The organism is Erythrobacter sp. HKB08 (assembly GCF_004114695.1).
In the GTDB taxonomy this organism is placed as follows: domain Bacteria; phylum Pseudomonadota; class Alphaproteobacteria; order Sphingomonadales; family Sphingomonadaceae; genus Parerythrobacter_A.
Map to the genome: position 1 here is coordinate 1,266,103 of NZ_CP035310.1, position 18,088 is coordinate 1,284,190.

Annotated in this window: 16 protein-coding genes and 1 tRNA gene; 8 read left to right on the forward strand and 9 right to left on the reverse strand. The window is 65.5% G+C overall.

What is annotated here, in order from left to right; genetic code table 11:
• Positions 1–8: 8 nt before the first annotated feature.
• From EO245_RS05975 to EO245_RS05990, 4 genes are read right to left on the reverse strand one after another with little or no spacing between them, the layout of a single operon-like run.
• Positions 9–1,250, reverse strand: a complete 1,242-nt coding sequence (locus tag EO245_RS05975; protein ID WP_128892070.1) for a mechanosensitive ion channel family protein — start codon at positions 1,248–1,250, stop codon at positions 9–11.
• Positions 1,247–2,455 (reverse strand): cystathionine beta-lyase, encoded by a 1,209-nt coding sequence (gene metC, locus EO245_RS05980; RefSeq protein ID WP_128892071.1) that lies wholly within the window; start codon positions 2,453–2,455, stop codon positions 1,247–1,249. Before metC ends, EO245_RS05975 begins: the two co-directional genes overlap by 4 nt.
• A 1-nt stretch (position 2,456) precedes the next feature.
• On the reverse strand, positions 2,457–3,305 hold the full coding sequence (locus EO245_RS05985) for a sulfurtransferase (protein WP_128892072.1): 849 nt from the start codon (positions 3,303–3,305) through the stop codon (positions 2,457–2,459).
• A 54-nt stretch (positions 3,306–3,359) separates the two neighbouring features.
• Positions 3,360–4,481, reverse strand: coding sequence for a hypothetical protein (locus EO245_RS05990; RefSeq protein ID WP_128892073.1), 1,122 nt, complete (start codon positions 4,479–4,481; stop codon positions 3,360–3,362).
• A gap of 116 nt (positions 4,482–4,597) precedes the next feature.
• On the opposite strand from EO245_RS05990, the gene queF reads away from it, so the two are divergent.
• Positions 4,598–5,071 (forward strand): preQ(1) synthase, encoded by a 474-nt coding sequence (gene queF, locus EO245_RS05995; RefSeq protein ID WP_128892074.1) that lies wholly within the window; start codon positions 4,598–4,600, stop codon positions 5,069–5,071.
• A 94-nt stretch (positions 5,072–5,165) separates the two neighbouring features.
• Positions 5,166–7,013: an ATP-binding protein gene (locus tag EO245_RS06000; protein WP_128892075.1), complete on the forward strand. Its 1,848-nt coding sequence runs from the start codon at positions 5,166–5,168 to the stop codon at positions 7,011–7,013.
• Here EO245_RS06000 and EO245_RS06005 read toward each other — a convergent pair.
• Positions 7,003–7,725: a hypothetical protein gene (locus EO245_RS06005; protein WP_128892076.1), complete on the reverse strand. Its 723-nt coding sequence runs from the start codon at positions 7,723–7,725 to the stop codon at positions 7,003–7,005. The two genes, EO245_RS06000 and EO245_RS06005, sit on opposite strands and share 11 nt — an antisense overlap.
• A gap of 103 nt (positions 7,726–7,828) precedes the next feature.
• Here EO245_RS06005 and EO245_RS06010 point away from each other — a divergent pair, with 103 nt between their 5' ends.
• Positions 7,829–8,173, forward strand: a complete 345-nt coding sequence (locus EO245_RS06010; RefSeq protein WP_234026976.1) for a TM2 domain-containing protein — start codon at positions 7,829–7,831, stop codon at positions 8,171–8,173.
• 3 nt (positions 8,174–8,176) lie between these two features.
• On the opposite strand, the gene EO245_RS06015 is transcribed toward EO245_RS06010, so the two are convergent.
• Positions 8,177–10,282, reverse strand: coding sequence for an alpha-galactosidase (locus EO245_RS06015; RefSeq protein WP_128892077.1), 2,106 nt, complete (start codon positions 10,280–10,282; stop codon positions 8,177–8,179).
• Between the two features lie 289 nt (positions 10,283–10,571).
• On the opposite strand from EO245_RS06015, the gene EO245_RS06020 reads away from it, so the two are divergent.
• From EO245_RS06020 to EO245_RS06040, 5 genes are read left to right on the forward strand one after another with little or no spacing between them, the layout of a single operon-like run.
• The gene (locus tag EO245_RS06020; protein ID WP_128892078.1) at positions 10,572–11,078 is read left to right on the forward strand and encodes a 2Fe-2S iron-sulfur cluster-binding protein; all 507 of its coding nucleotides are present in this window, start codon (positions 10,572–10,574) and stop codon (positions 11,076–11,078) included.
• A complete protein-coding gene (locus EO245_RS06025; RefSeq protein ID WP_128892079.1) occupies positions 11,075–12,061 on the forward strand; it encodes a xanthine dehydrogenase family protein subunit M in 987 nt (328 codons plus the stop codon). The genes EO245_RS06020 and EO245_RS06025 overlap by 4 nt, the downstream gene beginning before the upstream one ends.
• The gene (locus EO245_RS06030) at positions 12,058–14,247 is read left to right on the forward strand and encodes a xanthine dehydrogenase family protein molybdopterin-binding subunit (protein WP_128892080.1); all 2,190 of its coding nucleotides are present in this window, start codon (positions 12,058–12,060) and stop codon (positions 14,245–14,247) included. Before EO245_RS06025 ends, EO245_RS06030 begins: the two co-directional genes overlap by 4 nt.
• A gap of 17 nt (positions 14,248–14,264) precedes the next feature.
• A complete protein-coding gene (locus EO245_RS06035; RefSeq protein WP_164931267.1) occupies positions 14,265–15,098 on the forward strand; it encodes an XdhC family protein in 834 nt (277 codons plus the stop codon).
• On the forward strand, positions 15,073–15,636 hold the full coding sequence (locus EO245_RS06040) for an NTP transferase domain-containing protein (protein WP_128892082.1): 564 nt from the start codon (positions 15,073–15,075) through the stop codon (positions 15,634–15,636). The genes EO245_RS06035 and EO245_RS06040 overlap by 26 nt, the downstream gene beginning before the upstream one ends.
• A gap of 81 nt (positions 15,637–15,717) precedes the next feature.
• Here the strand turns inward: EO245_RS06040 and EO245_RS06045 are convergent.
• From EO245_RS06045 to EO245_RS06055, 3 genes are all read right to left on the reverse strand, one after another.
• Positions 15,718–15,793: transfer RNA gene (locus EO245_RS06045), tRNA-Thr, on the reverse strand.
• Positions 15,794–15,822: 29 nt separating this feature from the next.
• Complete coding sequence (locus EO245_RS06050; RefSeq protein WP_128892083.1) at positions 15,823–16,704, reverse strand: hypothetical protein; 882 nt, start codon at positions 16,702–16,704, stop codon at positions 15,823–15,825.
• Positions 16,697–18,019, reverse strand: a complete 1,323-nt coding sequence (locus EO245_RS06055) for a replication-associated recombination protein A (protein ID WP_128892084.1) — start codon at positions 18,017–18,019, stop codon at positions 16,697–16,699. The genes EO245_RS06050 and EO245_RS06055 overlap by 8 nt, the downstream gene beginning before the upstream one ends.
• Positions 18,020–18,088: the final 69 nt, after the last annotated feature.

Below are 18,088 nucleotides of genomic sequence, written 5' to 3' on the forward strand. Positions count from 1 at the left end.
CGGGTAGTTCAGCTTTCTTCCGTCGAGACGCGCTGCGAAATCGCCGCGACGAGCTGGTCGAACTGCTCGTTCGAACGCAGGTTGAGGTCGCGCTGCGGGAACGGAATCTCGATGTCGTTTTCCTGGAACAGGTCCCACAGTTTCTTGAGCACCTGGCTCTTGATGTTGCCGACGCCTTCTTCCGGGTCGGTGATCCAGCAATGGATGATGAAGTCGACCGAGCTTTCGCCATACTGGTCGAGCCAGATGGTCGGCGGCGGGGTTTTCTTTACGCGTTCGCAGCTCTTCGCCGCTTCCAGCATCAGCTCTTCGGCTTTCTTGATGTCGCAATTGTAGGACACGCCGACCGGCACCTGCATGCGCACGTTGCGGCTGGAATAGGACCAGTTCTCGACCTGATTCACCATCAGGTTCTCGTTCGGAATGAGATATTCCTTCTGGTCGCGCGTCGTGATCGAGACGGCGCGAATGCCGATCTTGCGGATCTGGCCGAAGGTCGAATTGCCCGCCTGGTCGGCAACCGCGATCACGTCGCCCGGCTTGATCGACTTGTCCATCAGCAGGATGATCCCGGCGATCAGGTTACCGAATGTCTTCTGCAGGCCGAAACCGATGGCGAGGCCGAATGCGCCGCCGAAGAAGGCAAGCGCGGTCAGGTCGATGCCGAGCAGGTCGATGCCGAGCAGGATCGCGATCGCCCAGACCGCCAGCGTGATGAGCTTGTCCGCCAGCAGCTTCTGCGACGGGTCGAGCTTGGTTGCCCGGCGCAGCAGCGCGTGGAAGCCGCGGCTGGCAAGGAAAGCGCCTGCGACGACGCCGAGAATGACGATCAGGACGATCAGCCCGTCCCACAGCGAGATGCGCATGTCGCCGACCGACAGCGCAATGGCATCGAGCGTGTCGACGATCCCGCCGACGGTCTCGCTCTTCTCGCTGACCGCGTCCTTCAGGTCCTGCGAGGCGGAGACGGCTTCGGTCGGCGTGGGCTCGGGCGTCGGCGCGACATCGGCAATGGCGCGCAGCGGCTCGCCGGTTTCCGGGTCGACCAGCACTTCGCCCGTCTCCGGATCGAGCATCTGGACCGGCTGCGGGGCGGGAACGCCCATCAATTGCTCGCCCGTTTCGGGATCGAGCAGCGGCTCGCCCGTCTGCGGGTCCTTCAGCGGCACCGCCTGCGGCGCATCGCTGGCGCTGCCGGTCGGCGTCGCGGTTTCGAGCGGGTTTTGCGCAGGTGTGGCGGTTGCGGTCATTCTTGGTCCATTGCTTCGAAGCCGCGCGCCAGGTCGCGGATGAGGTCTTGCGGGTCTTCTAGGCCGATGGCGAGGCGAATGCCAAGCCGGTCGGCCTCGTCCCAGCCTTCCGGCGGCCACGGCGTCGCGCTGCGGATGGAGGCGGGGTCGAAGGGAAGGGCGAGGCTTTCGTAGCCGCCCCAGCTATAACCTATACCGAACAGCTCGAGCGTATCGACGAAGCGCGCCCGCGCTGCCTCGTCGCGGCCCTTGAGGACGAAGCTGAACAGGCCGCATCCGCCGGTGAAGTCGCGCTTCCAGAGCGTATGGCTCGCATCGCCTTCGATCAGCGGGCACATGACATGTGCGACCTCGGGCCGGGTCTTGAGCCATTCGGCGAGCTGCCGCGCGGTATCGACTGTTCGCTCGAGCCGCAGGCCCATCGTGCGCAGGCCCCTCAGCGCGAGGGCGGCATCGTCCGGCGAGACCACATGGCCGAGCGCCTGCGCGGTATTGCGCAGCTTGCGGTACCAGCGCTCTCCTGCGCTGGCGGAGCCCATCATCATGTCGCTGTGGCCGCCGACATGCTTCGTCAGGCTCATGATCGCGATGTCGCAGCCGTGGGAGAGCGCTGGGAAGCCGAGCGAGGTCGCCCAGGTGTTGTCGATCAGCGAAACCGCGCCCTTCTCTCGAGCGATCGCGGCGAGGCGCGGGACATCGCAGATTTCCATCGTCAGGCTGCCCGGCACTTCGAGCATGACCGCGCGGGTTTTGTCGCAAAATACGTCGCCGAAGCAGTCGAGATCGAACGGATCGAAGAAGCGCGTTTCGACACCGAACGTCTTGAGCAGTCCGAGTGCATTGAGCCGCGTCGGCTCGTAGACATTGTCCTGCACCAGCAGCACGTCGCCGGGTTTCAGCACCGAGAGCATCGCCCCGGTGATCGCCGCCACCCCGCTCGGGTAGAGTACCGTTCCCGCCGCGCCCTCTTCCAGCCCGGTCAGGGCATCGGACAGCGCCCACTGCGTCGGTGCGCCGCGGCGGCCGTAATAGAACTGGCCGTCCCTGTTGTTGCCGATCGCCGCCTTGCGCTCGGCTTCGCTGTCGTAGAGATGCGTGCTGCCGCGCCAGACGGGCGGATTGACGACTGGTCCGGTCCATTCCTTGCGCCTTCCGGCTTCGACCAGCCGCGTGCCTTTTCCGTGCTTTCCCCCCGAACCTGTCATGCTAGCGCGCCTCACCCGTTTCTTTCGGCGTGTCGGGATCTGCGCCCCATTCCGCCCAGCTTCCATCGTAGAGCGCACCGTGCCCGTGGCCGAGCAGGCGATGCGCGAACAGCACCACCGACGCCGTCATCCCGCTGCCGCAGCTGGCGATCAGCGGCTTTGCTGGGTCGAGACCCGCAGCAAGGAAGGCATCGTGCAGCGAAGCGCGGTCGAGGAAAGTCCCGTCCGCATTGAGCAGCTTGCGAAAGAAAAGGTTCTTCGCGCCCGGGATATGCCCCCCTTCGAGCCCGTGAACTGTATCCACGCTCGCCGCGCAGAACCGCTCCGCATCGCGCGCATCGACGAGTTGCTCGTCCTGCGAGGCGATGTTGGCGAGTACATCGGCCTTGCTCCGCACACGTTGCGCGTCGCAGTCCGCGCATGAGAAGCCGGTCGCCTCGGCCTGCACTTCGCCGCTTTGCGTCGCGCGATCCTCCGCCCGCCACTTCTCGAATCCGCCGTCGAGGATGGCGACATGATCGATGCCGGCGGTGTGGAGGATGAAGAAGGCCCGCGCCGAGCTGCGCAGCATGGAATTGTCGTACAGGACGATGCGCGCGCCTGCCGGCACGCCGAGCTGCGAGAGCCGATCCGCTACCTGCTCGCCGCGCGGCAATGCCTTGGGCACGCTCGAAGTCTCGTCGACCAGCGAGGCGAGATCGAGGAAACGCGCGCCGGGAATATGGTTTTCGAGAAACTCGGCCCGCGCATCGCGCCCTGCATTGGGGAGGTGCGCGGAAGCGTCGAGAACGACGAGGTCATCCTCGCCCAGATGCGCGGCAAGCCATTCGCTCGAAACGAGTTTGTCCATCCGCCCTGACTAGCGTGCCCAAGCGGGCAGGCCAAGCAGGATGACCGGGCGCAGTCAGCCGATCGGGCGCAGGCCGATTTCGCGGTAGGTTTGCGCCATTTCGTCGAGCCGGAACGGGTTGAGCCGGTCCGACATGGCGACCTGCTTGCGGCCGACGACGAAGGTGCGCGTGACCGGCTCCATCCCCTCGGCCGTGACCCGCAGGCGCAGCAGCGGCACGAAGAGATGGGCTTTGCCTTGCCGGATCAGCCGGATATCGGCGAGCGGCAGGCGGTATTCGCCGGTCAGTTGCTTGCTGCCGCCCGATGCAAGGACATCGATCGTCGAAAGCGCCGGAAGCGTGACCGACTTGGCGGCGACCTGCTGTTCGACCGGCAGCGAGCTGTGCGCAGTGGTCATGTCCGCTTCGACCTCGACACCGCGCAGCGGCTCGCCAGACCTGTTGGTCAGCGTGATCGAGTAGGACAGCGTGGCGTTGCGGAAGCTGCGGCCGAGCGAAATCGCCTTGGCCTCGATGCGCAGGCCATCGCTGGCAGGCGCGGGTGCAGCGGCTGGCTTTTCGGGCGCCTTGGCCCCGCCGACCTTGGGCTTCTCGATAGTCGGCGGCGTGCGCACGGCAGCCGTGCGGCCGCGCAGGGCGATGAAGCCGAGCGCGCCGAGCAATGCAGCGGCGATCGCGCCGATCAGCCACCAGACCCAGCCAAGCGGGGTTTCCGCTTCGGGAATATCCTCGGTCGTTTCGGACACCGGAGCCTGCGGTGCAGGGGGCGCAGCCGGGAGCGAAATCTCGGGTGTAGCCTGTGCGTCCGGCGTTATCGCGGCGCCGCTCGTCGGCACCGGCTGGGGCGCGGGCGAAGCAGGCGTGGTCGATGCAGGCGCGGGCTGCGGACGGGCAGGCGTGAACCGCTCGGGCGCAGGCGTCGGCGTGCTGCGCGCAGCGGGAGCCTGCGTTGCGGTCGGGGTGGGCGAGGGCGTCGGCGCGGGTGCGGAGGTGTTCGCGGCGCGCGGACGGGTGCGGATCGGTGCTTCTGGATCGACGGGGCCCTGGACCGCCGGGCCGGTCGGCGTCGGCGTTGGCTCCGGCTGCAGCTGGAAATCGCGCAGCGACGGCGGCGCTGCGAGTGCGGGAGCGGCCACGAGGGCGATCAGGGGAAGAAGGGCAGGGACGAAACGCATTGTCGGTCTTTGTGTGGGTTCGCCAATCGAAGCGAGGGGCGCGCTGAATAGGCTCTGAACCCGCCGAGCGCTACCGGTGACTTGTGCTGGACGCGCGATCGCGGCATGGGCGCGGCATGAGTGACACACATTCCGGCGACAAGGGCCGTCCGCAGTTCCTCGGCCAGCAGACCCCGCTTCCCGCTTCGCCCGAGGAAGCGGTGCTCGATTACGTGCCCAATCCGCGCAGCGGCGCGCTTTATCTCGTGCGCTTCGCCGCGCCCGAGTTCACGTCGCTGTGCCCGGTCACCGGCCAGCCCGACTTCGCGCATCTCGTCATCGACTATGCGCCCGGCGAGACAATCGTCGAATCGAAGAGCCTCAAGCTGTTCCTCGGCTCGTTCCGCAACCACAACGGCTTCCACGAGGACGTGACGGTCGGCATCGGCCAGCGCCTCGCCGAGGAAATGAAGCCGAAATGGCTGCGCATCGGCGGCTACTGGTACCCGCGCGGCGGCATCCCGATCGACGTGTTCTGGCAGACCGGCGCGCCGCCCGAAGGTCTTTGGGTGCCCGAACAGGGCGTCCAGTCCTACCGCGGACGCGGCTGAGGATTTCCTCGAAAACACGCGCGCAATGCCATCAAGATGGCATGGCCTGAACCTACTGCGCCCGCTAAGCCGGGGCGGTGGGGAGTATTGAACTTTGACCTGGCTGACGCCGGACCGGCGCCGCCTGCTCGGCATCGTGCTGCTGGTGCAGGCGATCGTCTGGCTGGGCATCATTCCCCTGTTCGATGCCGAGACCAACAGCATCGACTATGTGAAGATCACCGGCTTCGAACATGCCGAGGTTGAGGACCCGGCGTGGGAGACTGTCGCTTCGGCCGACTTCGAGGAAACCGAGCCGGTCCTGCGAATCTGCTGCGATGCCGGCTATCACGCGGTGCGCATGACCTTCGACCTCGATGAGGTGCCGGAGGAAGGGCTCGGCCTTATCCACGAGCTTTACGCGCCGACCTTCGAAATCCGGCTCAACGATGTGCTCATATACGAGGAGGGATCGCTCGATCTCGACGCGATCGGCTTCGAAGGGCTCGGCCACCGGGCGATAACGCCGCTGCCGTCTGCCGTCCTGCGCGAGGGCGAGAACGAGCTGGTCTATACCATCGCGCAGAAAGAAGGCTGGCTCGCCTCGACCGCGAGCTATTCGCTGATCGCAAGCCAGGCCGAGCTGGACCGCGTGTTCGGCCACCGGCTCTTCATGCTCAACGAATACAAGTTCATCAGCATCACCATCGGCTATTTCGTCGCGCTGCTGGCGTTCCTCGGCTGGGTGAGAGGCGACAGGCAGCCCTACCTGTTCTGGCTCGGCACTCTGGCGACGCTCTGGGCATTCGGACTGCACCAGCAGAAATGGCACGATCTGCCCCTGCCGGCAGACTGGCGGGCATTGCTGATGGGCGTGCTCCTGATTGCGCTCGCATTCGCGTGGGTCATGACGATTAACGCCTGGGGACCGGGCCGGGTGCGCCGCGTGGGACTGATATCGGCGGTTCTCATGGCAATCCTGACGGCGGCGTCGATAGCCGCCTATCTGTACCAGCTCTCGCATGGCGAGATCCTGATCAGTGCCGAGATCGTGGTCTTCATCGCAACTGCGCTCGGCGGGCTGGGCTTCATCGGCCTGCTGCTCGCCAAGCTGCCGAAGATATCGCGCACGCTGCATTGGGAGTTCGCCATCTTCTTCGCGATGGCGGTGTTGCTGCTACGCGAGCTGGCGATACGGATATTCGACCTGCCGATGATCCTCGCGCTCGACTACGTCCTGCCGCTGCTCCTCGTCGCGCTCGCCGCTGCCTTCTTTGCGCGCAACATCCGCCTGTTCCGTTCCTCCGAGCAGATCAACGCATTGTTGCAGGAACAGCTCGACGAGCGGACCGCGCAACTTGCCGTGGCGCACGAGCGCGAGAAGGTGCTCGTGGCCGAGCAGGCCTACCAGGAAGAGCGCCAGCGGATCCTGCGCGACATGCACGACGGCCTCGGCTCGAGCCTGATGTCGATGCTGCTCGCCGCACGGCGGGGCAAGGCCGATCCGGAGCGCGTTGCGAACGGCCTGCAGGGTGTCATCGACGAGATGCGCCTGCTGATCGATTCGATGGATACGGTCGGGGAATCGCTGCAGTCCGCGCTCAGCCTGTTTCGCAACCGTGCCGAAGAGCGCGTGCCCGAAAGCGGCTTTTCCCTGACGTGGGAGGATCGCTCGGACGGGCAGCTACCCGAGCTGCCGCCGCGCACGGTGCTGCAGGTGTTTCGCGTCATGCAGGAAGCGCTGACCAATGCCCTCAAGCACAGCACGGGCCGGTCGATCACGATCCGCGTCGAACCGGGCGTAATCAGCGTGATCGACGATGGCGACAGCTTCGACGGCCCGCGCGACGGGGGACGCGGGCTGGAGAACATGGCGGCCCGCTCGCGCCAGATCGGCGGCGACTTCACGATCGGACGTGAAGAGGGGAAGACCGTGGCGCGGATTACGCTGCCTACTTCCTGACCCGCCAATCGCGCTTGTAGGTCGATTCCTCGTGATATTTGCGCTGCTGCGCCTCCGCCTGCTCGGCCAGTTCTGCCTCGCTCGAGACACGTGCCTCGCTATCCTTGACCAGCGTGTCGCGCCTGATTGGAATGACCTGCGCTATCGGCGTGCCTTTCGGCAGGACATGGTCGCCCACCGGGCCGGTCCAGACGAAGGGGAAGTTCACCGTCGTGTCGAAGCGGTCGCAATCGACGAAGCCGGAAAAGCACTGGAACGGCAGGTCCAGCCGCGCGAGCGGGTGGGTGAAGAGCACCGAATAGCCGTCCGGAACCTTGATCCGCCACGGGTTCATGAACTTGAGCGGCATGACGGCTTCGAACGGCGGTTCGGGACCGCCGATCTGCGAGGGCAAATGGTGGGACACCGGCTGGAAGGGAAAGTCCGGCTGCCAGCCCATCTCGATCGCCATGCGGTCCTGCGGGATCCTCAGCAGCACGTCGCACGGCAACGGGATGATGAAGCCGAGCGAGAAGGCATCGGTCATCGGCATGCAGGCCTTGGCCGTCATGCCGGGCATGCCGTGTTCGTCGGGAATGCCGAGTTCATGCGGTAGGCGCTTGAACCAGTCCGGCGCGAAGCGGATCGCCTTTTCCGGCGTCGGGATGAGGCCGTCCAGCTCCGGATCGCACAGGAATTCGACCCTCGGTTCGTCCTGCATTTCGTCCGGCATCTCGTCCCCCCTCTCCGGCGCATCCTAGCCCCTTTCCATGGGCGAAAACAATCGGTTGACTCAGGTTGCCCGAGCAAACATTCTCGCCGCATAGAGGGGGATAATGATGGACGACGCTACCCGCACGCAGCTGATGTTCCAGGCGCAGAAGAAGTCGACCGGGGCAGCCTATGTGCTCTGGTTCTTCCTCGGCGGGTTCGGCGCGCACCGGTTCTATCTCGGCCAGACGGGAACTGCGGTCGCGCAGCTCCTCCTGCTGCTGTTCGGCTGGATCCCGCTCGGCCTCGGCTGGCTGGTGCTCGGGGTGTGGTGGCTTATCGATGCATTCCTCATCCCCGGCATCATCGAGCGCGAGGATATGGCGACGATCCAGCGGCTTGGCGGCATGCCTGCCACGCGCGGCCCGGCCTATCGCGACCAGGTTCGCCCGGCGCAGCGCGACTACTGAGCGTCAGGCCGCGCTCCGGCGCAATTCGAAAATCGCGACGCTTTCCGCCTTCTGGAGCGGCATGGGCAGACCAGCCTCGGCAAGCCAGCTGCCCGAATAGCGCACGGTGTCCTCGCGCATCCGGTCGAAGATCGCAGCCTGCGGCCAGCTGAAACCCGGCTGCTGCGCGATTTCGAGCAGGCCGACATCCCAGTGATCCGCATCAATCGCGAAGGGCAGGCATAGCGGGCGAGGGCGCTTGTCGCTCGCCGGTTCGGTGCGGATGCAGAAGAGCAGCTTGTGATCCTCGGTCCCCTGCGCCTGCCAGCGCAGCCCGTCCGGGCCTTCGCCCAAATCGACGCGGCCTGCATGGAGGAGGTCGCGCCACTGCTTGTAGAATGCAATCCACCGGGCGAGTTCGGCGCGATCCTCCTCCGGCAGCCGCTCCGGGTCGAGTTCGACGCCGAGATGCCCCATGCAGGCAATCGCCGCGCGGAAGGCGAGCGGGTGGCTGCGCCCCGTAGCATGCGCCGGGCTGGCTCCGACATGCGAGCCCATGATTTCCGGCGGCAGGAACGCAAGGAAGCCGCGCTGCATCGCAATGCGCGAGACCGCGTCGATATTGTCGCTCGTCCAGAAACGATGGACGTAGCGGGCCATCCCGGCATCGCTGCGCCCGCCGCCTGCCGCGCATCCTTCGATCTCGACGTGCGGGTGTGCAGCGCGCAGGCGCTCCAGCAAGCGATAGGTGCCAAGCGTCTGACCCGCGCCGCCCGACGGGGCATGGGCGCGGTTTTGGTCCCATTTGAGATAGGAGATCGGGGCCGAACGCAGGATCGTGTCGAGCCGCTCGAACAGGTAATCGCGCACGTCCTCGCGCCGCATGTCGAGCACGAGCTGGTTGCGCGCAGTCGGGCGGGGGCGACCTTCGCTCGCCAGCGCCCAGTCGGGATGCGCGCGGTAGAGATCGCTGTCGGGATTGACCATTTCCGGCTCGACCCACAGGCCGAACTGCATGCCGAGGCCTTCCACCTCGCGGGCCAGCGGGCCGAGGCCGTCGGGATATGTCTCGCTATCGGGCTCCCAGTCGCCGAGCCCTGCGCGGTCGTTGCGGCGGCCCTTGAACCATCCGTCGTCGAGAACGAAGCGCTCGATACCGATGGATGCGCCCGCCTCGGCAAGGCCTTTCATCCTCTCGGCATCGTGATTGAAATAGCACGCTTCCCAGCTGTTGAGATGGACCGGGCGCGGGCTCATGGCGTCGCCGGGCCAGGCGAGAAGCGTGCGCACGGCCGCATGTTGCTGCGCCATCGCGCCGTTGCGACCATGCGTCGAAATGGCGAGGAATGCATCGGGCGCCTGCCAACTTTCGCCCGGCTCTAGGCGGATTTCGCCCGCCATGGCGTTCGTTTCTGCGACCAGCGTATGCGTGCCCTCGATCTGCCGTTCGACCGCGAGAGTGCTATCGCCCGACCACGCGAGTTGCGCGGCGATGGCGAGACCCGAATGCCAGGTGCACCCTTCGCCGAGCACATAGAGCCCGGGCGGCCCGCCATGCCCTGACACGCCTTCGCGCGTCGCGCGCTCCCAACGCTGCTGGGGCAGCGGCTCGCGGCATTCGGCAAGCTCGGCAATGTGCCGTCCGCGCCACGACACGATCTCGCGCGACTGGGCCGGAAGCGGCAGGTGGAGGCTCGCAAGCCGCGCGACCGAGATCGGGCGGTCGCCTTCGTTTGTCAGGCTGGTGCGGAACCGGAAAGCACCGCCTGCGACAGTCGTGATTTCGAGCGAGACGGCGACACCGGCCACCTCGTCCCGAAACTCGGCCCTAAGCGCGCTGTCCGAAAGGTGCGCAGTGCAGGACGTTGCCGCGAATTCGACCACGCGTCCTTCTCCATCGGCCAGTTCGACCAGCGGCGGCCCGAACCACCCGAGCGCGCGGGATGGCATGACCGGAACCGCGATGTCCGTATCGAGCGCAAATGTCGCCAGCCCGCGGCCGTCGGCATCCGCAGGCAAGTCATCCGCGTTCACCCGCACTCCGCAATGTCGCCAGAGCAGGCCGCGCTCGGCATCGTTCTCGAATACGAGGCTCGCCTGGTCGGTGTGAAGCGCGAGGATGTCCGCCATCACCTAGGCCCGGCGACCTTGGACCAAGTTGGCAGGTACGGGCATTCTCGGTCCTTTCTTTTGCTCGACGCGGCGCTCTTGAGGCGGCGGTGGTTCTCCTTGGACCGTTGGACAGCGCGCGGGCGAATGCAAGGATTTAGAAGTTTCACCTCGCCAATCGGCTCCGTACCGCACCGGGCAGCCTGCGCACCGGTTCTGACGAGCTTGGACCGCGCCTTTGAAATCCCATAATTTCGAGCGACGGGGATACCTTTTGCCCGCTGGTTGTTCAGGAACGGAGGAGGCGCCTTTGTCCGACACCATCTCCGTAAACGGCACATCGCATCAATTGCCCGACGAGCCCCGCACGACCCTGCTCGATTTCCTACGCCACGATCTCGGCCTGACCGGCACCAAGAAGGGCTGCGACCATGGCCAGTGCGGAGCCTGCACGGTCATCGTCAACGGGATCCGCATCAACAGCTGCCTGACGCTGGCGGTAATGCATGACGGCGACGAAGTGACGACCATCGAAGGTCTCGGAACGCCCGAGCAACCGTCCGATCTGCAAAAAGCTTTCTACGAGCATGACGGCTTCCAGTGCGGCTACTGCACTCCGGGCCAGATATGTTCTGCCACTGCGATGCTGCAGGAATTTGCCAACGCCTGGCCCAGCGATGCGAGCGAAGACCTCGAAGGCGCGATGAAAGTCACCGGCGAAGAGATACGCGAACGCATGAGCGGCAACCTTTGCCGCTGCGGGGCCTACGCCAACATTGTCGCTGCAATCCGCGAAGTGGCGGAGAAAAGCGCATGAGGCCCTTCGCATACGACAAGGCGCGCAGCATCGAGGAAGCGGCGAGCATCGTTTCGGACGAGAACGCGATGGCGATCGCCGGGGGGACCAATCTCCTCGACCTGATGAAGCTGCAAGTCGAAACGCCGGAGCGACTTTCCGATATCAATCGCATCGGCTTCGGCGAGATCGAGAACACCGCCGATGGAGGCCTTTCGCTCGGCGCGCTGGCGACGAATACCGAAACCGCCGTGCACCCGCGCGTTCGGGCCGATTACCCGGTCCTGTCGCGTGCGATCCTTGCCGGCGCGACCCAGCAGCTTCGCAACAAGGCGACGAACGGCGGCAATTTGTGCCAGCGCACGCGGTGCTTCTACTTCACCAATATCGACCAGCCCTGCAACAAGCGCGAGCCCGGAAGCGGCTGCGGCGCAATCGACGGTATCGCGAAACTGCATGCCATCCTTGGCACGAGCGAGCAGTGTATCGCGACCTATCCAGGCGACATGGCGGTAGCGCTCAGCGCGCTCGATGCGCAGGTCCAAATCGCCTCGGCCGATGGCGCGAAGCGGACGGTACCTGTGCGCGATTTTCACTGCCTGCCGGGCGACACGCCCTGGCGCGAAAACGTGCTGGATGACGGGGAGATCATCACCGCCATCACCCTGCCTCCACCGGTGAAAGGCACCCAGATCTATCGCAAGGTGCGCGAGCGATCGTCCTATGCATTCGCCCTGGTTTCGGTCGCCGCCATCGTCGAGATCGAGGACGGCCTCTTTTCGCGGGCGGACCTCGCCTTCGGCGGCTTGGCGCACAAGCCGTGGCACGATCCGCGTATCGGCGAAGCGCTTATCGGCCAGCCGCCGACGCGCGAGGCGTTCGATGCCGCCGCCGACATACTTCTCGCCGATGCGCGGGGCTTCGGCGAGAACGACTTCAAGATACCGCTCGCCCGGCGGACCCTCCACGCCGTCCTCGTACATGCAGCGGAGGAAGCGGCATGACCGTTCACATGAAGCAGGACGAGCCCGACCGGTCGAACCGCCTCGACGCCATGAAGCAGGGGGTGCTCGGCAAGGGCATCCCGCGCGTCGAAGGCTTGGCCAAGGTTACCGGTACGGCCCCCTATGCTGCCGAATATCCGATCGAGGGATGCGCCGAAGGCGTGCTGGTAACCTCGACCATCACGCGCGGTGAAGTTGTCGCCTTGGACAAGGATGCCTTGCTCGAAATGCCGGGCGTCATCGCAGTCATCGACGATCCCGCACTCACCACCCGCGCTGCGCAAGGTACGGCCGATGAAGCCCCTAAGCAGGGGCCGAAGACGGTTTGCTACTGGGGCCAGCCCATAGCCCTCGTGGTTGCCGAGACGTTCGAACAGGCGCGCGATGCGGCAAAGCATCTCGCCGTGGAATATCGGGAAGAAGAGGGCGCTCCTCTCGATCCGTCGGACGTCGAACCCGAAGAGCAGGAAGACGAAACGGTCCGGCAAGGTGATCTCGCCCATGCGATGACCGAAGCGGCGCATCAGGTCGACCTCACCTATACGACCAAGGGGCATGCCTCCGCAGCCATGGAACCGCACGCGGCAATCGCGCAGTGGGACGGCGAGAAGCTGACGGTCCACGCGTCGCTGCAGATGCTCAACTACAACATCAGCGAACTGGCCGATGCGCTGGACATGGATGAGGACGACATTCGCCTGATCTCCCGCTTCGTCGGCGGAGGGTTCGGTTCCAAGCTCGGCATCAGCGAAGAAGTGGTCGCGGCGGCAATCGCAGCGAAGAAGCTCGATCGACCGGTCAGGGTCGTCCTTTCCCGGCAGCAGGTCTTCCAGTGCATCATGCGCCGGTCCGAGACGACCCAGCGCCTGCGGCTCGCAGCGGACGAAAATGGCAAGCTCACCGGCTTCGGCCATTATGCGCTCGCGTCGAACCTGCCGGGCGAAACTTTCGTCGAACCGGTCCTGCAATCCTCGCACTTCCTTTACGGCGGCGAGAACCGCGAGCTCATGCTCGAAGTGGCCCGTATCAATCGCATGACGGCCGGCTCGGTTCGCGCTCCGGGTGAAGCGGTCGGGATGCCTGCACTCGAAAGCGCGATGGACGTACTGGCGGAAAAGGCGGGTATCGATCCGGTCGAACTACGCCTGCGAAACATTCCGGAGCAGGACCCGGAGGAAGGCCTGCCGTTCTCCTCGCATAAGCTCGCAGAGTGCCTGAAGCAGGGCGCGGAGGCGTTCGGCTGGGACAGCGGCCTGCGCAAACCGAGGCAAAACCGGGACGGCGAATGGTGGATCGGTACCGGGATGGCCAGCGCCGCGCGCGTGCACAACATCGCGGAAGCGAAGGCCGCCGTAACCTTGAAGGCGGACGGAACGGTGCTGGTCGAAACCGACATGACCGATATCGGAACCGGTACCTATACCATCCTGGCGCAGCTTGCGGGCGAAATGCTCGGCAGCGCGCCGGACAGCGTGCTCGTCGAACTGGGTGACACAAGCTATCCGCGCGGCCCCGGCTCGGGCGGCAGCTGGGGTGCTGCTTCCATCAGTTCGGCAGTGTATGTCGCTTGCCAGGCGATTCGCGAAGAAATCGCAGGCAAGCTGGGGGTGGACGAAACCGAGCTCGATCTCGCGAACGGCAAGGCTGCTTCGGGCGAGACACTGGTCGACCTGCTCGATGGAAAAGACATCGCACGGGAAGGGCATTACGAACCCGGCGATATCGAAGACGACTATACCGCATCGGGCTTCGGGGCGTTCTTCGCGCAGGTTCGCGTCAATCGCTTCACCGGGGAGACGAGGGTCGACCGGATGCTCGGCGCGTTCGGCTTCGGCCGGGTCCTCAACTACAAGACGGCGCGCTCGCAATGTCTCGGCGGTATCACCTGGAGCATCGGCGTGGCGCTGACCGAGGCGCTGGAATTCGATCCGCGTGACGGGCACCTCGTCAATTGCGACCTCGCCGAATACCATGTTCCCGTGCACCGCGACGTGCCCGACCTGGAAGTGGTGCTGGTCGAGGAACGCGATCCTGCAGCGAGCCCCATCCAGGCCAAGGGTATCGGCGAGCTCGGCATGTGCGGCGGCGCAGCGGCAATCGCCAACGCCATCTACAACGCATGCGGCGCGCGCCTGTTCGACTATCCCATGACGCCCGACCGCGTCCTTGCCGCGATGCCGGAATGATGTTGCGTCACGCACCGGTGAGCGAGGTCCGGGACGACGATCACCGGGCACTCGCCGCCGCCTGCGAGCCCGGCGTCGGCCTGTGCACCATCGTCGGCATCGAAGGCAGCTTCTCGCGGCGGCTGGGGGCGCAACTGGCGGTGAGAGGCGATGGGACCACCGTCGGGAGCCTCGCCGATGGGTGCCTTGAATCGCAGCTGGCATCGGACATGAGGGATGTCAGCGAACCGCGCGTGATCCGCTACGGCGCGGGATCGGGAAAGATCGACTTCCGCCTGCCTTGCGGTGGCGGGCTCGACATACTGCTCGATCCCTCCCCTGACCGGGCCGGGTGCCGCCGGGCGATTGCCGCACTGGCTGCACGTTCGCCGGCTGAAGTAATCCTGCCGCGCAATCCGTTGCTCATGAAGCGGAAATACCTGCCTTCGCTTAGACTTGCGGTTTTCGGCGAGGGGCCGGAGCTTGACGCTTTGGTAGAACTGGCGCGCACGATGCGCCTGGAAATCGCAGCTTTCGACAAGTCGGCGTTGTCGCTCGGCAGGCCTGCATCCGATTGCCGACTGGACCGATGGACCGCAGCGCTTTTCCTGTTCCACGATCACGAATGGGAAATGGCCCTGCTGGAGCAAGTGCTGGCGAGCGAAGTGTTCTTCATCGGCGCACAGGGCGGGGAGAACGCGCGGATTACGCGGTCGCTCGGACTGGCTGGCCGCGGCATTCCCGAAGAGCAGATATCCCGCATCCGCAGCCCGGTCGGGCTTATCCCGACATGCAAGACGCCGGCGACCATGGCCCTTTCGGCCCTCGCGCAGATAGTCGCGGAATATGAGCTTCTGCGGTCCGGTGATTGAGGAAGGAATTGCCTTCGTCCTGCTGGCAGCCGGTCGCAGCGAGCGTTTCGGAGGCGACAAGCTGGTCGCTCCGTTCAAGGGCAGGCCGCTGTGGCAATGGGCTGTCGATGCGGCAGAGGAGGCGGGCTTTGTCGAGCGGTACTTCGTCGTCGGCCCCCACTCGTCTCTCGAAGCTCCTGCAGGATGGCAGGAAGTCGTCAGCTTGGACGCCGCGCAAGGGATGGGACGGTCGATCGCTGCCGGGGTTCGTGCGGCGAGCCATCATCACCGTGTCGTGATCGGCCTAGCCGACATGCCCATGGTGACTGCCGAGCATTTGCGCAGGGTCGCGTCCGGTACGGGCACGAGCTTCACGCGCCAGAAGGATGGAAAGCCCGGATGTCCGGCGGCATTCGGGCCTGAATCCTTCGAAAAGCTAATTGCACTGAAAGGCGATCGGGGGGCTCGAAGTCTCGACCTGCAGGATTTCGCGGTCATCGAACCGGAAAATCCGGGTGTGCTGTTCGACGTGGATACTCGGGAAGACATTCGTATTTGAGGGGATTTATCCGCCGCGCGACAGGCGCCCCGGGGAGAGCTTTGCCGCTATCACAGAAACGTCGGAGAGATCTCTCAGCGATGGTGCCGGCTAGAGGAGTCGAACCCCTGACCTGATGATTACAAATCAACTGCTCTACCAACTGAGCTAAGCCGGCACATCACTGTCGAGCGGCGCCCGCTAGCCTCATAACGCGCCGAATGTCCAGCCTTCTGTGCGCGCGATGTCCTCGGTGAGACCGGCGGGGTTCCAGCGCGCAGGATCGCGGTGGACCTTGCGCAGCCATGCTGCCGTCAGCAGCGCGTCGGAGGAATGGTCGTCGAGCGCGCCGCTCCCTGCGACTGCAGGCGAGCCGAGGGTGGCGAGGGCGGTGTTCAGATCCTCGAAGCTGCGAAGTTTGCTGCGCGAGGCGGACCGCTCCGCTTCAAGGGCAGCGAGCGATGTGTAGATCTCGACGATGACCGATCCTTGATCCGGTAGCGGATCGACCGGCCAGACCGGCACGCGCCCGTCCAGACGATGCAGAAGCCGCATCCCGGTCAGGCTCGACTTGCCGACCTGCGCTGCGCCGACGAGATTGAAGTTCGAATAAGGCTTGCACCCCATCGCCGCCTGCGCGTGTTCGGTCACGCGGAAACGCCCGCGGCCATGCCCGGCGCCGTCGCAGCGGAAGTGCTCGCCCTCGCGGTTGCCGTGGCGGCGATAGAACGGGGAAAGCTGCGGGTGGTCGACGAAGCTGCTCGCCTCGAGATTGGGATCGCCCTCGCACAATTCGTCGATCATGCGCCACAATGCACGCGCATCGCTCGGGCTGTCGGGATGGCCTGGAAAGAACGCCCCGCAATCGGCGAAGGGCAGCGATATGCCGAGGTCCATGCCGACCAGCGTGTTCGCCGGAAGCTCGTCACGCAGGAGGTGCAGAACTTCTTCGCGCGACCAGCTTGCGTTGCGATCCACCAGGACCGGCGCTCCACCGTCAGCGACTGCAATCGCGACCGCGATCCCCTTCTGCCGAGGGCCCTTGGCGCCCGACCAGTCGATCGCGACGAAATGCTCGAAATCACGCATGGCCGCGTTCGCTGCGCAGCTTCTCCCAATAGGCGATGCGTTCGCGCACCTTGCGCTCGAACCCGCGTTCGACCGGGGTGTAGTAGGTCTGCGGGTCCATCTCCTCGGGCCAGTAGTTGGCGCCTGAGAACCCGCCGTCGGCATCGTGGTCGTAGGCGTAGCCCTTGCCGTAGCCGATATCCTTCATCAGCTTGGTCGGTGCGTTGAGGATGTTCTGCGGCGGCATCAGGCTGCCGGTTTCCTTCGCGCTCCTCCATGCGGCTTTCTGCGCCTTGTAGGCGGCGTTCGACTTGGGCGCGGTGGCGCAATAGAGGCACGCCTGCACGATCGCGAGTTCGCCCTCCGGGCTGCCGAGAAATTCGTAGGCGTCCTTTGCCGCGAGGCACTGGGTGAGCGCCTGCGGGTCGGCAAGGCCGATATCCTCGCTCGCGAAGCGGACCAGCCGCCGCAGCACGTAGAGCGGTTCCTCGCCCGCCGTCAGCATGCGCGCGAGATAATAGAGCGCCGCTTGCGCATCCGAGCCGCGCAAGCTTTTGTGCAGCGCGCTGATGAGGTTGTAATGCCCCTCGCGGTCCTTGTCGTACACCGCCACGCGGCGCTGGAGGAAGCTGCCGAGAGCGGCGGGATCGAGCGGCTCCCCGATCTTCGCGTTGTAGAGCGTTTCGGCCTGGTTGAGCAGGAAGCGGCCATCGCCATCGGCACTCGCGATGAGCGCGGCGCGCGCTTCCGCGGTCAGGGGGAGGGGCCCTTCGAGCTCCTCCGCCCGGTCGAGCAGCTTGCCGAGCGCGTCGGCATCGAGCCGGTGCAGGATCAGCACCTGCGCGCGGCTCAGCAATGCCGCGTTGAGCTCGAAGCTCGGGTTCTCGGTCGTCGCGCCGACCAGCGTCACGGTTCCGCGCTCGACGAAGGGCAGGAAGCCGTCCTGCTGGGCACGGTTGAAGCGGTGAATCTCGTCCACGAAGAGCAGCGTGCGCTGCCCCGCCTTGGCGGCAGTGTCGGCAGCGGCGAAGGCCTTTTTGAGGTCGGCCACGCCGGAAAAGACGGCGCTGACGCTTTCGAACCGCATTCCGACGGCGGCCGCGAGCAGGCGCGCGATGCTGGTCTTGCCGGTACCGGGCGGACCCCACAGGATCATGCTCGACAGGCGGCCGGCGGCGACCATGCGCCCGATCGCGCCCTCGGGCCCGGTCAGGTGATCCTGTCCGATGACCTCTTCGAGCGAGCGGGGGCGCAACCGGTCGGCGAGCGGCGCATCCTCGCGCGGCTCGTCGGCTGCTTCTTGCTGTGCGGGATCGTTTCCGAAAAGGTCGGCCATTGCCAGCTATCTAGGAGGCGTCGGGCAGGATTGCCAATGGCTTGGTAAAGGCGCAAAACCCTGCCCGTT